Source organism: Hominilimicola sp. (assembly GCF_046972485.1).
Lineage (GTDB): Bacteria > Bacillota > Clostridia > UBA1381 > UBA1381 > Hominilimicola > Hominilimicola fabiformis.
Window position 1 is genome coordinate 1 of the sequence record NZ_JBKVWU010000003.1, and the last position, 16,121, is coordinate 16,121.

General features: G+C 37.4%; 21 protein-coding genes and 1 pseudogene. 21 read left to right on the forward strand and 1 reads right to left on the reverse strand.

Annotated elements, in window-relative coordinates; genetic code table 11:
- The 15 genes and pseudogenes from ACLTU0_RS00605 to ACLTU0_RS00675 all read left to right on the forward strand — a co-directional run.
- Window positions 1-1,100, forward strand: a pseudogene (locus ACLTU0_RS00605) (hypothetical protein); the annotation flags it as partial.
- Between the two features lie 62 nt (window positions 1,101-1,162).
- Window positions 1,163-1,831, forward strand: coding sequence for a hypothetical protein (locus tag ACLTU0_RS00610; RefSeq protein WP_412320971.1), 669 nt, complete (start codon window positions 1,163-1,165; stop codon window positions 1,829-1,831).
- A complete protein-coding gene (locus ACLTU0_RS00615; RefSeq protein WP_412320972.1) occupies window positions 1,831-3,411 on the forward strand; it encodes a CHAP domain-containing protein in 1,581 nt (526 codons plus the stop codon). The genes ACLTU0_RS00610 and ACLTU0_RS00615 overlap by 1 nt, the downstream gene beginning before the upstream one ends.
- A gap of 233 nt (window positions 3,412-3,644) precedes the next feature.
- Window positions 3,645-3,920, forward strand: coding sequence for a DUF2577 family protein (locus tag ACLTU0_RS00620; RefSeq protein ID WP_147513771.1), 276 nt, complete (start codon window positions 3,645-3,647; stop codon window positions 3,918-3,920).
- Complete coding sequence (locus tag ACLTU0_RS00625) at window positions 3,920-4,291, forward strand: DUF2634 domain-containing protein (RefSeq protein ID WP_147513770.1); 372 nt, start codon at window positions 3,920-3,922, stop codon at window positions 4,289-4,291. Before ACLTU0_RS00620 ends, ACLTU0_RS00625 begins: the two co-directional genes overlap by 1 nt.
- Window positions 4,288-5,313 (forward strand): baseplate J/gp47 family protein, encoded by a 1,026-nt coding sequence (locus ACLTU0_RS00630; protein WP_412320974.1) that lies wholly within the window; start codon window positions 4,288-4,290, stop codon window positions 5,311-5,313. Before ACLTU0_RS00625 ends, ACLTU0_RS00630 begins: the two co-directional genes overlap by 4 nt.
- A complete protein-coding gene (locus ACLTU0_RS00635; protein WP_412320975.1) occupies window positions 5,310-5,939 on the forward strand; it encodes a putative phage tail protein in 630 nt (209 codons plus the stop codon). The genes ACLTU0_RS00630 and ACLTU0_RS00635 overlap by 4 nt, the downstream gene beginning before the upstream one ends.
- A 13-nt stretch (window positions 5,940-5,952) precedes the next feature.
- On the forward strand, window positions 5,953-6,744 hold the full coding sequence (locus tag ACLTU0_RS00640) for a hypothetical protein (protein WP_412320977.1): 792 nt from the start codon (window positions 5,953-5,955) through the stop codon (window positions 6,742-6,744).
- Between the two features lie 16 nt (window positions 6,745-6,760).
- Window positions 6,761-7,699, forward strand: coding sequence for a hypothetical protein (locus ACLTU0_RS00645; protein ID WP_412320978.1), 939 nt, complete (start codon window positions 6,761-6,763; stop codon window positions 7,697-7,699).
- Window positions 7,700-7,715: 16 nt separating this feature from the next.
- On the forward strand, window positions 7,716-7,934 hold the full coding sequence (locus ACLTU0_RS00650) for a hypothetical protein (protein WP_022229158.1): 219 nt from the start codon (window positions 7,716-7,718) through the stop codon (window positions 7,932-7,934).
- A 1-nt stretch (window position 7,935) separates the two neighbouring features.
- A complete protein-coding gene (locus ACLTU0_RS00655) occupies window positions 7,936-8,214 on the forward strand; it encodes a phage holin (RefSeq protein ID WP_117968835.1) in 279 nt (92 codons plus the stop codon).
- 3 nt (window positions 8,215-8,217) lie between these two features.
- Entirely contained in the window at window positions 8,218-9,006 is a 789-nt protein-coding gene (locus tag ACLTU0_RS00660; protein WP_412320980.1) for a CHAP domain-containing protein, read from the forward strand.
- On the forward strand, window positions 9,003-9,164 hold the full coding sequence (locus ACLTU0_RS00665) for an SHOCT domain-containing protein (protein ID WP_412320981.1): 162 nt from the start codon (window positions 9,003-9,005) through the stop codon (window positions 9,162-9,164). Before ACLTU0_RS00660 ends, ACLTU0_RS00665 begins: the two co-directional genes overlap by 4 nt.
- A 169-nt stretch (window positions 9,165-9,333) precedes the next feature.
- A complete protein-coding gene (locus ACLTU0_RS00670; protein ID WP_412320982.1) occupies window positions 9,334-10,596 on the forward strand; it encodes a recombinase family protein in 1,263 nt (420 codons plus the stop codon).
- Window positions 10,596-12,182, forward strand: coding sequence for a recombinase family protein (locus tag ACLTU0_RS00675; protein ID WP_412320984.1), 1,587 nt, complete (start codon window positions 10,596-10,598; stop codon window positions 12,180-12,182). Before ACLTU0_RS00670 ends, ACLTU0_RS00675 begins: the two co-directional genes overlap by 1 nt.
- Window positions 12,183-12,218: 36 nt before the next feature.
- On the opposite strand, the gene ACLTU0_RS00680 is transcribed toward ACLTU0_RS00675, so the two are convergent.
- Complete coding sequence (locus ACLTU0_RS00680; protein WP_412320986.1) at window positions 12,219-12,395, reverse strand: hypothetical protein; 177 nt, start codon at window positions 12,393-12,395, stop codon at window positions 12,219-12,221.
- A gap of 156 nt (window positions 12,396-12,551) precedes the next feature.
- Between ACLTU0_RS00680 and ACLTU0_RS00685 the strand changes: the two genes are divergently transcribed.
- From ACLTU0_RS00685 to ACLTU0_RS00710, 6 genes are all read left to right on the forward strand, one after another.
- Entirely contained in the window at window positions 12,552-13,043 is a 492-nt protein-coding gene (locus ACLTU0_RS00685) for an SLOG family protein (RefSeq protein WP_412320988.1), read from the forward strand.
- A gap of 23 nt (window positions 13,044-13,066) precedes the next feature.
- Window positions 13,067-13,471, forward strand: a complete 405-nt coding sequence (locus ACLTU0_RS00690; RefSeq protein WP_412320989.1) for a hypothetical protein — start codon at window positions 13,067-13,069, stop codon at window positions 13,469-13,471.
- A 68-nt stretch (window positions 13,472-13,539) separates the two neighbouring features.
- Window positions 13,540-14,577, forward strand: a complete 1,038-nt coding sequence (locus ACLTU0_RS00695) for a radical SAM protein (RefSeq protein ID WP_412320991.1) — start codon at window positions 13,540-13,542, stop codon at window positions 14,575-14,577.
- 96 nt (window positions 14,578-14,673) lie between these two features.
- Window positions 14,674-14,874, forward strand: a complete 201-nt coding sequence (locus tag ACLTU0_RS00700; protein WP_412320992.1) for a hypothetical protein — start codon at window positions 14,674-14,676, stop codon at window positions 14,872-14,874.
- A gap of 211 nt (window positions 14,875-15,085) precedes the next feature.
- Window positions 15,086-15,244 carry a hypothetical protein gene (locus ACLTU0_RS00705; RefSeq protein ID WP_412320993.1) on the forward strand — a complete coding sequence of 53 codons (159 nt, stop codon included), beginning with the start codon at window positions 15,086-15,088 and terminating at the stop codon, window positions 15,242-15,244.
- Between the two features lie 120 nt (window positions 15,245-15,364).
- Window positions 15,365-16,121: S-layer homology domain-containing protein (locus tag ACLTU0_RS00710; RefSeq protein ID WP_412320995.1), on the forward strand; the 757-nt coding region annotated here is incomplete at its 3' end.

Here is a 16,121-nt window from a genome sequence, read left to right on the forward strand (position 1 = left end):
AAATCAGTGAGAAGTTTAACGGGATTAAAGAAACTGTCGGAGAAAAGTTATCGTCAATCGGTGATGCCGCAAACGGAATAAAAAGCAAAATTGCAGAGAAATTTACTTCGGTAAAAACCGCAGTCACTGAAAAATTTGAAGAAATAAAAACTTCGGTAAGCACAGCACTTGCTCCGGTTAAAAATGTAATTTCCGAGATTGTAAATGACATCAAAGCAACTGTCGGAAAAGTTATTGACGGCATTAAAAATCAAGTATCCGATACCGTCTTAAATATACAAACGGTAATATCGAATATTATAGGCGGAATAAAGCAGAATTTTCAAATGTTCTTTGATAACATAAAATCTGTTTTTGAAAATATAAAAACGGCGGTGGCAGGAATATTTGAAGGCATTAAAACAACAATATCCGGTGTGTTCCAAGTCATAGTCGGTATATTTACATTAAATACCGAAACTATAAAAAACGGTGTACAGAATGTGATAAGCGGTATTACATTAATAATTGACGGTGCGAAGAATGTTATAATAAATATTTGGAATACGATAACATTATCCGCAGGACTTGCTTTTGACAATATAAAGACGGTTGTAACGAATGTTATAGAAGGAATTAAAACAGTAATAGACAGCATAAGAACAACATTTCAGAATGTGTTTAATTCAGTCAAAAACACAGTGTCAGGCGTCTTTAATTCAATAAAGAGTACAATAAGCAATGTATGGAACGGGATAAAAGGTATTATTAAAACTCCGCATATTGTGCAGACGGGAACTATCAGTATTGCCGGTATCAATACACTGATACCGAAACTCGGCATACAATGGTACGCAAAAGGCGGTATTATGACACGTCCTACAATGTTCGGTATGAACGGCGGTTTCCCTATGGTCGGAGGTGAATCCGGAGCAGAGGCAATTCTTCCGCTCGACAGATTTTGGAACACACTGCAGAACTATATGAAACCGGTGTCTGCAAATGAGAAACCGAGCATAATAAACCGGATAAATGTTACTGTGTATTCAAATGGCGAAGATGATGATACTTTGGCAAACAAGGTGGCAAAAAGAATTGTTGAAGTGTTGGAGAATATGTGATTTTGAGGCTGTCAGCTCCTGACGGCTTTTTTCTTTGCAGTTTTTAGGTTGGAGGTGCGAATTTGGATATATATTTGAGCGTAAATAACAGAGCGGATATATTGAAAATTCCCGTTTTGCCGTCACAGTTTACCATAAGCAAACCACAGTCAACCGAAACATTTGAAACGGTATCGCACGGCGAACTTATGCTGATAGGAAGTCCGAAATTAAAAAGTATTTCTATTTCAAGCTTTTTCCCGATAAGAGATTATCCGTATCTGCGTGATAAGTCAATGAAGGGGTGGGAATATGTATATAAAATTGATACATGGATAGACCTGAAACTTCCTATACGCCTCATTATTACAGAAACACCGATAAATATGGCTGTTGCGGTCAAGGACTTTAAATACACAATAAAGACAGACGGTGACCTTTGGTACACACTTGATTTAGAGGAGTTTAATCTTCTGAATTATGAGGACCAAAACAATACGGAGGATGAAATTGATATGGAAGAACTTAATAAACTCAAAGAACAAGTTGCATACCTTGTAGGACTTGTTGAAACCCTTGCAAATCCAATGATATATAACTATATTGATGAAAATATGCCGGAATGGGCACGAAAGAGTGTTCAAAAGGCTGTTGACAAGGGTGTACTCAGCGGAACGGACGAAGGATGGAATTTACAATATGATGATTTGCGTGTAATTGTGTGGTTGGATAGATTGGGGCTGCTTGAATAATGTCATCGGGATTTGATGTCGCGGAACGTGCAAGAAAAGAAATGCAGGAAATAGGGGGCAAGTGCGGAAATAACAATAAATATACTCATTGGTATTCCGACAATGTTGAAAATATAGGATATAACTTTTGGTGGTGTGCGGCGTTTGTAAGCTATGTTGTAAGACAGTGCGGTGTTCCGACAAGTATAGTTCCTAATTACTCATATTGCCCTAACTGTATTGATTGGGCACGAAAAAACGGCAGACTTCATTCGAAACATCAAGTTACAAATGGTACATATACACCTCACGCAGGAGATATATTTCTGCGTGAGGGACATACCGGAATAATTGTTTCCGTAAGCGGTAACAGTTTTACTACTGTTGAAGGTAATACAGGAGGGACAAGCAACTGCAGAACTGTGGGAAGTCATACATGGAGCTTTGCAGGCGGTAATTATGATTATGTGTTTAATCCGGAATACTCCGATAAGTCAAACGGAACATCATCTTCCGGAAGTATGGAAAGCTATATGTATTCGGAAAATTCATACGGCGGAGAAAAAGAACCTACGGCTGTATGGAATAACAGAGTTAAGGAAAACATTCATCCTGCAATGCAGAACCTTACTCCTATTACGCCGACTGATGAACTGAGAATGTATGCAAATGATACCGATATAACCGAAATGATAGGAAATCTGTCGTGGAAAAACAGTATATATGAACTTGCAACTACAATGTCTTTTGATATAGCGAAAACTGACGCAGCATATCTGAAAGATTTGATGTACACACCGCAAATCGGCGATATTATCAGAATGGTAACCAATGCAGAGATTTTTCGTGGAGTAATAACTAAGGCAGATGACGGTGACAAGAACAGTAATAAGTATACTATTGCTGACCTTGGATGGTATCTTAATAAAACAAGTCAGACATATCAGTTTAAAAATATTTCGGCAGCCAATGCTATCAAAGAAATCTGTAATGACTTGTCTATATCTATTGTAATGCTGCCGGAATTGACTGCAAATATAAAGCAGATATATTTTGATAAAACCGTATCGGATATACTCAAAGATATTCTCGAAAAGTGCGGCGGAAATTATAATTTTGATTTTGTGCCGGAAGGATTGAGAATATACAAAATCGGAGATTTGACAGCCTATCCTGAATTTCAAGTGGCGAGTAATGTAAGACAGGGATATTCGATTGATTACAGAGGCAATGTAAGCCATAGCACGTCTATTGAGGATATGTACAACTCTATTAAAATAACATCTGAAAAGGATAATGTGTATAAGGAATTGATGGTTTTGCAGAACCGTGACCTTATTGATAAATATGGCTTTTTGCAGAAAATTGTTAAGATAGATACCGAAAAAGAAAATGCCGATACAGTTGCAAAACGCGAACTTAACGAAAATGCAAAGGTGAATGAAACTTTTTCGTTTGAAATAGTAGAGAAATATGACAGCTATACCAGAGCCGGAGAAGTTATATCGGTAGACGGTGTGAAGTATGCAATCGAAAGCACAAACCACAGTTATAAAGACGGCTGGCATTTTGATAAACTGGAGTTGAGTAAACTTGAATGAACAGTTGATTTAAAGTATGTGTTGTGGTATAATACTCTTCATAACGAGTAAAGTAGGTGTAAACGGTGGAAGAACAAATTAATCAGTCTGTGCGAGTACAGACTGAATTTGAAGAATGGGTAGAAGGCGGATGCAAGAAAGCTGAGGACCTAATTAAAGAAACTGAAAAAGAAGATTAAAATATAAAGCGATTACTTAGGTAGTCGCTTTTTTTCGTGGAAAGGAACAAGGATATGAGTGGAGTTACGGATTTAGCGAGGCACATAAAAGAAAGAGACAATCCGTCGTCATATACACCGATGTTCGGCAGAATTATATCTCTGCCGAAACTTGTAATACAGCTTGGAAACAATATTTTACTTGATGACAGTGATATAAAATCGGTCTTTGATATTTATGAAACACAAGAGAGGGACAATCATACGGAATACAAATATCTTGGAAAAGAAGTGGTTTTGTTGCCGTATGACAACGACAACAAGTTTGTTGTGATAGGAGTAACCGAATAATGAAAAAGACATTTGATTTTGATTTCGGTAACGGTGAATTTGTTATAAAAGACGGCAATCCCGTTATTTTATCGGGCATTAATGCTCTTAAGCTATGGATACAAAAATGTATGCGGACACAGCTTTACATATACTCCATATACAAAGACAAACAATACGGTGCAAATATTGAAGATTTGGTAATAGGAAAATTATATAACTTTGATTTTGCAGAATCGGAACTTCGCAGAGAAATAGAAACAGCACTTTTGCGGAATGAGGATATTTATAGTATGAGCGGTTTTTCTGCGGAGAAAGTCGGAGCGACACTTAAAATATCTTTCACATTGAACACAGCTTACGGAGAAAGTGCGGAGGTGTACACCATATGACACTTGATGAAATAATTGAATATATGCTGTCGAGCGTGCCGGAAGAATATGATATTTCGGTCGGCTCGTTTTTTTATGACCTTCTTTATCCGGTGGCAGAACAAATATATCTGTTGCAGAAAAGGATAAGCAGACTGTCAGAAAACACATTTGCCGTGACTGCAGAGGGAGAATACCTTGACCGCAAGACAGCCGAGCAGAACATAGTGCGTAAAACAGCCACTTATTCAAAAGGTACACTGCTAATCAGCGGAAACCGAGGTGAAGTGATTTTGAAAGGTGCAAAGGTTGCGGCGGATAATGTCCTGTTTGAAGTAAATGAAACAGTGAGCATTGCCGAAAACGGTTCTGTTGAAGTCGGTGCGACTTGCACTGTTTCAGGCAGTGCAGGCAATGTGAAAAAAGGAGATATAAATCGATTCCCTATAACACTTCCCGGAATTACAGCCGTTCAGAATATAACGGATTTTACAGGCGGTTATGATGCAGAGAGCGATGCAGACTTATTGGAACGATACCTTGAAAAAGTGTCACGTCCGAATGTCAGCGGAAATAAATATCATTATATTGAATGGGCAAAAGAAGTAAGCGGAGTGGGAGATGTAAAAGTAATACCGCTTTGGAACGGAGCGGGGACAGTAAAAGTAGTAATTGTAGATGCTGATAACCGTCCCGCAGACAGTGAACTTATTTCAAAAGTGAAAGAGCACGTTGAGGAAAACAGACCAATCGGTGCAGAAGTTACAGTGGTCAGTGCTTCACCCGTTATGATAAATATATCAGTTAGGCTGACAGCTGATAATACATCAAACATACAGACAACGTTTGAAAATGTATTAAAGGACTATTTGTCGGGGGAGGCAGTAAAAAAGGAATATATATCATATGCCAAAATCGGCAGTCTTATATTATCAATATCGGGTGTTGAGGATTATACGGACTTAAAGGTCAACAGCGGAACAGAAAATATCAAAATAGCAGACGGAGCGGTACCGGTGCTTGAAAGCGTGGTGTTGAAATGATTGACAGACTTCCGAATTATTATAGAAAATCAAAGACGGTAAAGGACTTTTACAATGTCGTTCAAACAATACTTGATAAAGTTTCGGAAGATATTACTGATGAAGATAAGCGTCTGTTTATTACTGTCACTGACAGTTTTCTGCTGCATGAAAAAGACATAGGACTGTCTGAAATTACGGCAGATAATGAAACTAAGAGGGCGAGAGTAATTGCAAGACTGCAAGGAAATAATCTTCTGACAAAATCGGAACTTGAACAGCTTATTTTAATGTATGACAGGACAGGCTGTACAATAATCGAGGATTATAAAAATTACACAGTGGCTGTTAAATTCAGCGGACGTAAAGGAGTGCCGTATAATTTTGAACAGATAAAATCAGCGGTGGATGAGGTTAAGCCTGCACATCTTCAAGTGAATTATGAGTTTCAAAGCAATACTTGGAGCGAAGTTCAGAAAAAACTCGGGACATGGGGCAATGCAAAAATATTTACATGGGGAGGTGTTAAAGATTATGACGGTAGAACATGGCTGTATGTAGAAAACAATGAGGTATATTTAAGAGAAAATGGAGCAAACGCATATGTGGTATTTAAAGATAATAAGCCGTATGCACATTTATTATAAGGAGGCGTGAAAAATGAAGTACACATCAAATCATAATTTTAAACTGCCGGCACCGTCCGACACTATTGATGTAGAGGTGCTCAATGAGAATTTTGTAAATATTGACGCACTTATTAAAACATTGGAGTCTGCTAAGGCAGATAAAAATTCACCGAGTTTTACGGGTGCACCAACCGCACCGACTGCGTCAAGCAGTACAAATTCTACACAGATTGCTACTACTGCTTTTGTGCAGGGACTGATACAAGGCATACAGACGGCATTGTCAGGCAAAGCGGACAAAAATTCACCAAGTTTTACAGGTACACCGAAATCTCCGACTCCGCCGTCATCTGATATTTCAACGAGAATAGCAACAACTGCATTTGTGCAGAACTTGGTGCAAGCAGTGGACAAAAAGATTTCAGAACTGGTATCTTCAACATTGGACAGCACTTATGCTATGCTGTTGTTTGATAAAGATAATATCAGCACTTGCAGTAATATTGACAGTTTCGGAATTACATACAGTCAGTATCAAAACGGTACATATAAGACTGATATAGTGCAGGTAGGAAATAACGCTCAACTGCCGAATAAATCGAATGCACCCGTATTTTTAGTGTCGTGGGCAGCCGAATCCGGTGACGAAAGTGAAATATATAATGTTCAGGCTGTAATCTATCCGGACGGAACGGTATATGGACGCCATAGATACTTGTGGAGTATCAGCAGCGGCATTGTGAGTAAGCTTTCTTGGAATGGTTGGAGTACGGATAACAATTATATTTATTATAATCCTAAAGATCATTTTGTAAAGGAATAGCGTGGGGTGATAAAGTATGCCGGAAGATATACGATTGGCAAAAGGCGAAGATTTAGATGCACTTGAGGATATAGTGAATAACCATATCGGCAGTGATGAAACTCACGTTACTGCCGGTGACAAGCAAAATTGGAACGGTAAGGCTGATGTGGCTATGCTTGAAACAGAAGGGTATCTGAAGAAAAAAGTTGTAGGCGTACTGCCGTCAATGTCTGTTGAATTTGGTTTTTCAGACGGTGTTTCAAAATTCAATGCTATAAATAGATGTACTGTATCTGTTGCGGAAGAAAGTGACGGCAACAAGTATCAAAAAATTGTAACCGGTTCAAATGCAGCGAATATGTATGCTTTTGCTTATCTTGACTTTTCAAAATATACGGCTAATGCAAAAGAACTGATAATTGAGTTTGATACGAAAATAAATACCGACCGCTGGTATATAGGACTGTCTGATTTGGCACAGCGTCCGGGAGAATCAAGCAGAGGTTCGTATGACAGTACGGGAGTTGTTTTTTCGCAAGGCACAAAAGACGGAAAGTATTATTACATAAACAGTGACTTGACGTGGAAAGACAACTTTTTTAACTGTTGGGTTCATAGTCGAATAGAAGTCAATTACGAGTCAAAAACGGTATCGTATTGTATTACAAACAATAATGAATCCGCCAAATTAAGCGGTGAGATTGATTTTTATGATAAGTCTGCAAGTAAGGTTACGGGACTTGAGATTTATTCTTATGTAAATAGCGTTGAAATGGGGATTGACAATATAAGCATAACATCAAAATCGGGAAATGAAAGTGATGACGAAAGAACCGTATATATAGTGGCAGAAGACGGAGATATAGCGGAATATATCTATATAGACGGAAAGCCGATTTGTATAGGAAGGAGTGATATATTTAATACGATAAAAGACCTGTTTGAAAGAGTAGAAAAATTAGAAAATAACTGATAAGGGGGTACTGACTATGGAAAGTACGGTTGTTGTGGCGATTTTGTCGCTTGTAGGAACGCTCGGCGGTTCTATTATTGCAGGTATTGTTTCAAACAATAAGACACTGTATAGAATTGAACAGCTTGAACGTAAAGTAGAAAAACACAACAGTGTTGTTGAACGAGTGGCTATTGCGGAAAATACACTTAAATCTCAGCAGCACCAAATTGATGAACTGAAGGGGGATATGTAAAATGATTAACTGGAAAGTACGAATGAGAAATCCTATGTTTTGGGCACAGATATTGCTGTCTGTAATTACGCCGATACTGGCATATCTCGGACTTACAGCCGAGGATTTGAGCTCGTGGTCGGTATTGGGGGAAGTACTTATAAAGGCGGTTTCAAGCCCGTACATTTTGAGCCTTGTAATTGTCAGTGTATATAACGCAATTACAGATCCTACAACAACAGGATTTACAGACAGCAAACGTGCATTGACATACGATACACCTAACAGTGACAAGGAGTAAGAGATGACTGCAATAGATAAATTGATTCAGACCGCTGATAATGAAGTCGGCTATATGGAAAAGTCAAGTAATTCACAGCTTGATGATAAAACAGCGAATGCCGGTATGAACAATTATACTAAGTATTGGCGTGATATAAAAAACGAATATCAAGGACAGCCGTGGTGTGCGGTGTTTGTTACATGGTGCTTTACCAAGGTTTTCGGAGTGGATAAGGCACATCAATTATTGAAGCATTATCCGTATGTATATTGTCCGACAATGTCGGGACTTTTTAAATTGTACGCAAATCCGAAAAGGGGCGATATTGTTATATTTAATCATAATGGGGTATTTACGCATACGGGAATTGTAACCGGCGTGGACGGTGATTATTTCACTACTGTTGAGGGAAATACGTCAGCCGGAAGTGCGGTTGTTGCAAACGGCGGCGGTGTCTGCAGAAAAGGATATTATATCAGCAATCTTGCGGGGACGAAGTTCTGCAGACCGGATTATGAAACGGCAGAAAGCGAGGAAGAAATTATGAGTAAGGAATATACGGAGTTGAAAGCAGAAATCGCAAAATTGCAGGCTGATGTAAATAAACTGAACAGTAAAATGATTTACAATTATGTTGATGACAATATGCCTGAATGGGCAAGACCTACTGTTCAGAAAATGATGGATAAGGGGTTCCTTAAAGGTGATGAAAATGGCTGTCTGGGCTTGACTGATGAACTTCTGAGAGTCTTTGTTATAAATGACAGAGCAGGAGTATATGAAAACAGATGGGACGGTAAAAGTGAATGACAAAAGAACAGTTTAAGGCAGAAAGCAGTTACAGGGTTTCAATGGCTGTGGTGGGTTCGATGCTTAAAAACGGGATGTTGACGCAAAAGGAGTACGATAAAATTGATACAATAATGCTCAAGAAATATCAGCCTATTTTGGGTAGTTTACTTGTATAAAATATGGCAGAATAGCTTGATTATATGCGGTTTCTACGGTAATATGAACCCAGACCTAATAAAATTTCACATATCACCATCTTCAAGAACTTGAAGTACAGAAGTACGACTGTGCTCTTTCAGACGGCAATCTGCAAAATTTTCTTTGGGTCTGGAAAGGAGAGTTGAAATGGACAAAACAGTACAGAAAATTGAAGCGAGGAAACCGCTTATACCTGTTAGAAAAAAGGTATGTGCATACGCGAGAGTTTCATCTGGTAAGGACGAGATGCTTCATTCATTATCAGCGCAGATAAGCTATTACAGCGATTACATTCAATCCCGCAGGGATTGGTTATATGTCGGTGTGTATGCTGATTCGGCTGTGACGGGAACTAAGGACTCAAGAGATGAATTTCAGCGAATGCTCACAGACTGCAAGAACGGTAAAATTGATATGATTATAACAAAGTCAATCAGCCGTTTTGCAAGAAACACGGTAACGCTGCTGAGTACAGTTAGGGAACTTAAAGAACTCGGTGTTGACGTGTGGTTTGAAAAAGAGAATATTCACTCTATAAGCGGGGACGGTGAGCTGATGCTCACTATCCTTGCTTCTTTTGCTCAGGAGGAAAGTTTATCGGTAAGCGAAAACTGTAAATGGCGGATACGGCATAACTACGAGGAGGGTATTCCTAATGGATTTACTGTTTACGGCTATAATGTAAAAAAGCGTAATCTCACTATAAATGAAGAACAGGCTGCCGTTGTCCGTGAAATATTTGATATGTACTTAAACGGTAAAGGATCGAAGGTTATAGCAAGAACACTTAATGAACGGGCTATTCCGGCACCGGGAGGTGAAACTTGGCATCAGGCAAGAATCATGAAGATACTCAGAAATGAAAAGTATATAGGCGATTTGAATTTGCAGAAATATTATTCTGAAAACCACATTACCAAACGGACTCTTGTGAATGATGGATGCCTCAAAAGGTATTATGTTACGGAAAATCACGAGCCGATTATTGACAGTGGCATGTTTGATAGGGTTCAGCAGCTCATAAAAGATAAAGCGGAGCGTCATCCACATATTGCGCCTTACGACTATTCCTTTAAGGATAAAGTATTCTGCGGAAAATGCGGAGCTAAGTATTATCGTAAAAAAGTACATACGGGAACGCAGTACGAGCATTTTGTCTGGAGATGCAACACCTACAGCAATAAGGGGAAAAAGTATTGTTCCAATAAGCAAATCCCTGATGAGGTGCTTGTTAATATGGCAAAGCGGTATGATACTAAAATTGAAAAAATACTCATTCTTGAGAGCGGCAGAGTACATTTTGTATTTGCTGACGGAAATGAGGACATTCAGGAATGGGAAATCAACCGTAAGTGGACGGACGAGATGAAAGAACGAAATTACTATAATCAACGCAGGAGGTGGCTATAATGGCAAAAACGGTATCGGTTATTATGCCTACTAAACGGCTTCATTCAAATGAACCTACAAAGCAAAACGTGAAACGGCGTGTCGCAGCGTATGCGAGGGTGTCAACTGATAGTGAGGAACAGCTTACAAGCTATGAGGCGCAAGTTGACTATTACACGAAGTTAATTCAAAGAAACGGTGATTGGGAGTTTGTAGACGTTTATACTGATGAGGGCATTTCAGCAACAAATACTAAATATCGTGATGGTTTTAATCGTATGGTTCAAGATGCTATGGACGGCAAAATTGACTTGATAATTACAAAGTCAGTCAGCAGATTTGCGAGAAATACGGTCGACAGCCTTGTAACGGTCAGAGACCTTAAGGCTCATAATGTCGAAGTATATTTTGAAAAAGAAAATATTTATACCTTTGACGGTAAGGGTGAACTGCTGATAACCATTATGTCAAGCCTTGCTCAAGAAGAAAGCCGTTCTATTTCCGAGAATGTAACGTGGGGCTGCCGTAAGCGGTTTGCGGACGGTAAGGTATCAATGCCTTACAGTGCATTTCTCGGCTATGAAAAGGGAGAGGACGGACAACCTCGTATTGTTGAAAGCGAGGCCAAAGTGGTAAGGCTGATTTATAAAATGTTCCTTGAGGGAAAAACTCCGACTTACATTGCAAAATATCTTACATCGGAGGGAATACCGACACCGACCGGCAGAGATAAATGGTCTGTTACTACGATTGAATCAATTCTAAGAAATGAAAAATATAAAGGTTCGGCTCTGCTGCAAAAGACATTTACAGTGGATTTCCTTAGTAAGAAAAAGAAAGTGAACGAGGGTGAAATACCACAGTATTATGTTGAGGATAGCCACCCTGCGATTATTTCAAAGGAAGTTTACGACCTTGCACAGATAGAACTTGAAAAGAGGCGGCAAAATAAAGGCTACAAGTCATCAGCGAGTGCCTTTTCCGGAAAACTGTACTGCGGAGAGTGCGGAAGTATTTATGGCTCGAAAGTGTGGCACAGCAATTCAAAATACCGCAGAACTATATGGCAGTGCAATGCCAAGTTTAAGAACGAGCGTAAATGCCAAACTCCGCATTTAACAGAGGATATGCTCAAATCTGCTTATATTGATGTGTTTAACAGTCTTATAGATAATCGTGAGGAGATTATCTCTGTAATAAGACAAACGGTTGAAAAACTTATGGATACAACAGCTATTGATAAAAAACTGTTTATGGCAAAAAACGCTGCGGACAATAAGCAGAAAACCGTACAGGAATATATGGCGTTGAACGGAAAAGTTGTAATAGACCAAAAGGTATATAATGAAAAGTTTGATAGACTGATGGAAATATATCAGGCGGCAGAGGACGAATATACTCGGATTAAACGTGAAAAAACAGAACTGATGGATAGATGCAAACGTTGTAAGGCATTTATAAAAACCTTGAGCAACAGCAGTGTTTTACAGGAATTTGACGATGGCTTGTTCTGCGGAACAGTTGAGAAAATATCCGTTTTTGAAAATAAACTTGAATTTGAGTTTAAGGACGGAACAAAAATTCCGTATTTGCTGACAAACAAATAGAGTGTAGCATTTTGGGAGGCATAGCCTCCCGTTTTTTTATTCCTCTAAATTTTCGAGTGCATAATCAAGGCATTGAGTGACCACCTTATTAAAGGAAATGTTATGTTTCTCAGCAAGTTCCATCAATTTATCAAAACATTCCGGTTTAATACGGATGGTACGGTTTATTGATTTTATTGCGTCAACATCTGACTTTATGACTAATTTTGCCATAGCAATCACCTCATTAATTATAATTTGTAATCGTTATTGTAATTATACCTTGACAAGCTTGGTCTTGTAATGTACAATGGTGTAACAATAGTATAATTACAATATTGTAATAATAAAAGTGGAACTATAAAATTATGGGGAAATATGAGCAATGATATGATAGAATGGGAATTAAGAAAAAGACGCTGTTGTTTTACAGGGCACCGACCTGAAAAGCTGGGTGTATCGGAATTAAAAGCAAAGGCTCTTTTAAGAACAGCCATAGAACAGGCCGTAACTGACGGATTTGTAACATTTATATCTGGGATGTCAAGAGGAATTGATGCGTGGGCGGCTAAGATTGTGCTTGAAATAAAAAAGGAGTATTCTGGCATACATCTTATATGCGCGTCTCCTTATGACGGATTTGAAAAAAGATGGAGTTATACAGAGCAAAAGAGATATTGTGATATTGTATCACAAGCAGACTTGGTGCGATTTGTATGTAATCATTACAGCCGCAGTTGCTTTCAGATAAGAAACGAATGGATGATAGACCATTCGGCAATGGTTATCGCAGCCTTTAACGGTAAGAGCGGCGAGACAAAAAACACCATTAGCTATGCAAAGCGCAATGGGGTTTATGTGTATAATGTATTGAATATTTAAGATGAAAGGACAAAGAGAATACAGTGAATAAGGATAATTTTGAATACAGAGTGATAGGACATATAATGTTTTGCAAGGGATTATATAAGATAGCGGAGTATGACAGGGAATATATTATACGTTTGAGTGATTTGGGAATAAAAATAGAAAAGCCATCCACAAAAATCTACTACAGCGATTTATATGAATTAAACGATAAAGAATTGGTATTGGAAAGTATCAGAATTGAGAATTGCTACGGCACATTCCCTGTAATAAACGGCATAAAGCCGATGCGTTCCGGTGGGGCGATAATTTATAAAATGCTGAGAATGCCAGTGGATTATACAGGAACGATTACAGTAGCAAGAGGGAGTTTAGAAAAATCAGGTAAGATTACATTAAATAAAGGCAAAGTTACAAAAATAGAGAATATGGAGAATTGTTAATTTTTGTATTGTTTTTACTGAGAGTTAATGATATAATAATAGTATAAATCACTAAAGAGGTAATATAAATGAACATATTCTCAACTTGGTTGACTATTAATAGGGCATGTAATTTATCTTGTAGATGGTGTTATGCTCAAGAAACAAATCACAAAAGCGATATGGATATATCAACTGCTAAACAATTAATTGATATATCTATAGGGAATGGGGTAAAGAATTTCAAACTCATAGGCGGAGAACCAACAATATATCCATATTTTTTTCAGGTTTTAGAATATCTGATGGATTTAGGTGTTAGCATTGTGGTAGTTACACACGGTATTAAGTTGGCAGACAAAGAATTTTGCTATGCTTTAAAAAAATATAACTATAAAAAACTACACTTGGGAATATCTATTAAAGGTTCGACGGATGAAGATTATCTGAGAGATTGCGGAGCAAAAGGGTATTCTTTGCTTTTGCAGGGAATCAGAAATTGCGATGAAATAGAATTGAGTTATTCTTTATCATATGTGTTAACGCATGAAAATATTAATACAATAGATACATTTGCACATAACATTACCGCGAGTGGGATAAGTAAACCTATATTTATGGCTTATTGCAACTATGTGATTTCAGAGGATGATATTTTAGATTCAGAAGAACTACAGTTAAAAATGGATTACAACTTTTCTGAAAAATATGAAGAAGTAAATAGTATATTAAAAGATAAACTACGGCTTCATCAGACCTTTCCGCTATGTATGTGTGAGCCTAATACATATGCAAAAATGATAAAGAGAAAGCAAATCAATACTACTTGTCATGTTCATAAAAGAAATGGTCTGATTTTTGATATTGATGGATCAATATTGTTGTGCAATCACTTAGCTGGATATGGGATTGGGAAATTGGGTGTTGATTATTATGATGCTGAGACTTTTAAACAATATTGGGATTCTGATTATGTTATTGGTTTGTATAAAAAATTTACAACTATGCCGTCTACTGAATGTCAGAACTGTAATTTGATTTCTAAATGTGGAGGCGGGTGCTTTGTGCAATGGTTTACACAACACTTTAATGAATATAAACAGTATCGCGATTTAAAGATAAAATAATAAATAGAATGCAATGAATGGAGATAAAGTGAATATTGAAACAACGAATGGAAAAATGAATAGTTAAATTGTTTTCTTATTAAGGAGGGTGATAGAATGCTTATTGAACAATTATTGGACAGACGTAATACAACAAATATTCAACTTGAAGTAGCTATTCAAGGTGTGAATAATAAAATGTTTACACGGTGCGACTGTTGGGTATGTGATTGTGATTGTAATTGTGGAGATAGTAATTGTAATAGTGATTGCGACTGTCATTGCACTTATTGTGATTGCGACAGTGACGATGACTAACTTTTTATATTATGGGATAGGGGGGGTACAGAATTTTCTTATAGAAAATAGTATCGGTTAAAAGTATACCCCCTACGGATAGAACGGTTAATTGTATCATATCCGTAGTACTTAGCCATAAAATAAATCGCATTTTATGCGGTTTATTTTTGTATATACACCTTTTTATACAAATGCTGATTGGATTTTATTGATGAGAAGGATGAAAATAATGAAGATATTAGATTTTTATTGGTCGTCAAATACCGATTGGTGGGAATGGAAACCAAATGGAATGAGAGTAATAAAGCCCGATGCCCCAAAGGAGGCACAAGAGAGTTACAAACATTATTTAGAACAGATATCCGGAGAACAGGGAAAATCATTATAAAAATAAATATTTATCTAAAAATTAATTACTATCAGTTTTTTGAATTTTAGTAAAAAAATATTGACAAAATATAATTTTACATATATTATGATAACAAATAAGAGCAAGGAAGAAATAAATATGAAAAAATTAATTTGTTTGTTGGTGATATGTGCTAATTTAGTGGGCGTAGCAGTTAATGTATCGGCGTATTCGGATTATGATACAGAAGAAACAAGATTTTTAAGGGTTATGGACATTATGAACGGTTACGAGGACGGAACATTTAAACCTTATAATGTACTTACGCGCTCTGAAGCTATAAGAATAGTTGATGATATGATGGGATTCAGCGATGAAACATCATATACAGGAAAAGAAAATTCAGATTTACCGTTTAGTGACATATCAAAGGATTCGTGGGATTGGAAGTATTGGAATTATGCGTACTGTAACAGTGTGATAAGTGGATTTGAAGATGGTACGGCACGACCGAATGATAATGTAACGTATGCACAATTTGTAAAAATGTTGGTTACATCAATAGGATATGACTTTTATTCAGAGGCAGTTGGAGGATATCCGAATGGTTACTTCAAATATGCTGAAAATTTTAATATTACAGATGATATAAATTTGAATTATGATGATGCTATTACTCGCGCATCAGCGGCATTATTAGCCCAAAGAACAATGAACACACCAATAATGGAGTTTATTTCCAAACCAATATCAACAATATTGTCGGAACAAAAGAGTGAATTTGTTGAAAGTAAAATCTATAACGGTACAGGTGCAGATTACAGAACACTTCTTACAAAAAAGAAATGTTATAATGCTGACGTAATCATTGAAAGCATATCGGGCGATATTACTACGGCGAAAATAGTCAATGCAA

Bases quoted from the DNA above. Each gene is read 5' to 3' on its own strand.
- ACLTU0_RS00615 (WP_412320972.1), top strand. From the start codon at position 1,831: ATGTCATCGGGATTTGATGTCGCGGAACGTGCAAGAAAAGAAATGCAG.
- ACLTU0_RS00620 (WP_147513771.1), top strand. From the start codon at position 3,645: ATGAGTGGAGTTACGGATTTAGCGAGGCACATAAAAGAAAGAGACAAT.
- ACLTU0_RS00625 (WP_147513770.1), top strand. From the start codon at position 3,920: ATGAAAAAGACATTTGATTTTGATTTCGGTAACGGTGAATTTGTTATA.
- ACLTU0_RS00630 (WP_412320974.1), top strand. From the start codon at position 4,288: ATGACACTTGATGAAATAATTGAATATATGCTGTCGAGCGTGCCGGAA.
- ACLTU0_RS00635 (WP_412320975.1), top strand. From the start codon at position 5,310: ATGATTGACAGACTTCCGAATTATTATAGAAAATCAAAGACGGTAAAG.
- ACLTU0_RS00640 (WP_412320977.1), top strand. From the start codon at position 5,953: ATGAAGTACACATCAAATCATAATTTTAAACTGCCGGCACCGTCCGAC.
- ACLTU0_RS00645 (WP_412320978.1), top strand. From the start codon at position 6,761: ATGCCGGAAGATATACGATTGGCAAAAGGCGAAGATTTAGATGCACTT.
- ACLTU0_RS00650 (WP_022229158.1), top strand. From the start codon at position 7,716: ATGGAAAGTACGGTTGTTGTGGCGATTTTGTCGCTTGTAGGAACGCTC.
- ACLTU0_RS00655 (WP_117968835.1), top strand. From the start codon at position 7,936: ATGATTAACTGGAAAGTACGAATGAGAAATCCTATGTTTTGGGCACAG.
- ACLTU0_RS00660 (WP_412320980.1), top strand. From the start codon at position 8,218: ATGACTGCAATAGATAAATTGATTCAGACCGCTGATAATGAAGTCGGC.
- ACLTU0_RS00665 (WP_412320981.1), top strand. From the start codon at position 9,003: ATGACAAAAGAACAGTTTAAGGCAGAAAGCAGTTACAGGGTTTCAATG.
- ACLTU0_RS00670 (WP_412320982.1), top strand. From the start codon at position 9,334: ATGGACAAAACAGTACAGAAAATTGAAGCGAGGAAACCGCTTATACCT.
- ACLTU0_RS00675 (WP_412320984.1), top strand. From the start codon at position 10,596: ATGGCAAAAACGGTATCGGTTATTATGCCTACTAAACGGCTTCATTCA.
- ACLTU0_RS00680 (WP_412320986.1), bottom strand. From the start codon at position 12,395: ATGGCAAAATTAGTCATAAAGTCAGATGTTGACGCAATAAAATCAATA.
- ACLTU0_RS00685 (WP_412320988.1), top strand. From the start codon at position 12,552: ATGATAGAATGGGAATTAAGAAAAAGACGCTGTTGTTTTACAGGGCAC.
- ACLTU0_RS00695 (WP_412320991.1), top strand. From the start codon at position 13,540: ATGAACATATTCTCAACTTGGTTGACTATTAATAGGGCATGTAATTTA.
- ACLTU0_RS00700 (WP_412320992.1), top strand. From the start codon at position 14,674: ATGCTTATTGAACAATTATTGGACAGACGTAATACAACAAATATTCAA.
- ACLTU0_RS00705 (WP_412320993.1), top strand. From the start codon at position 15,086: ATGAAGATATTAGATTTTTATTGGTCGTCAAATACCGATTGGTGGGAA.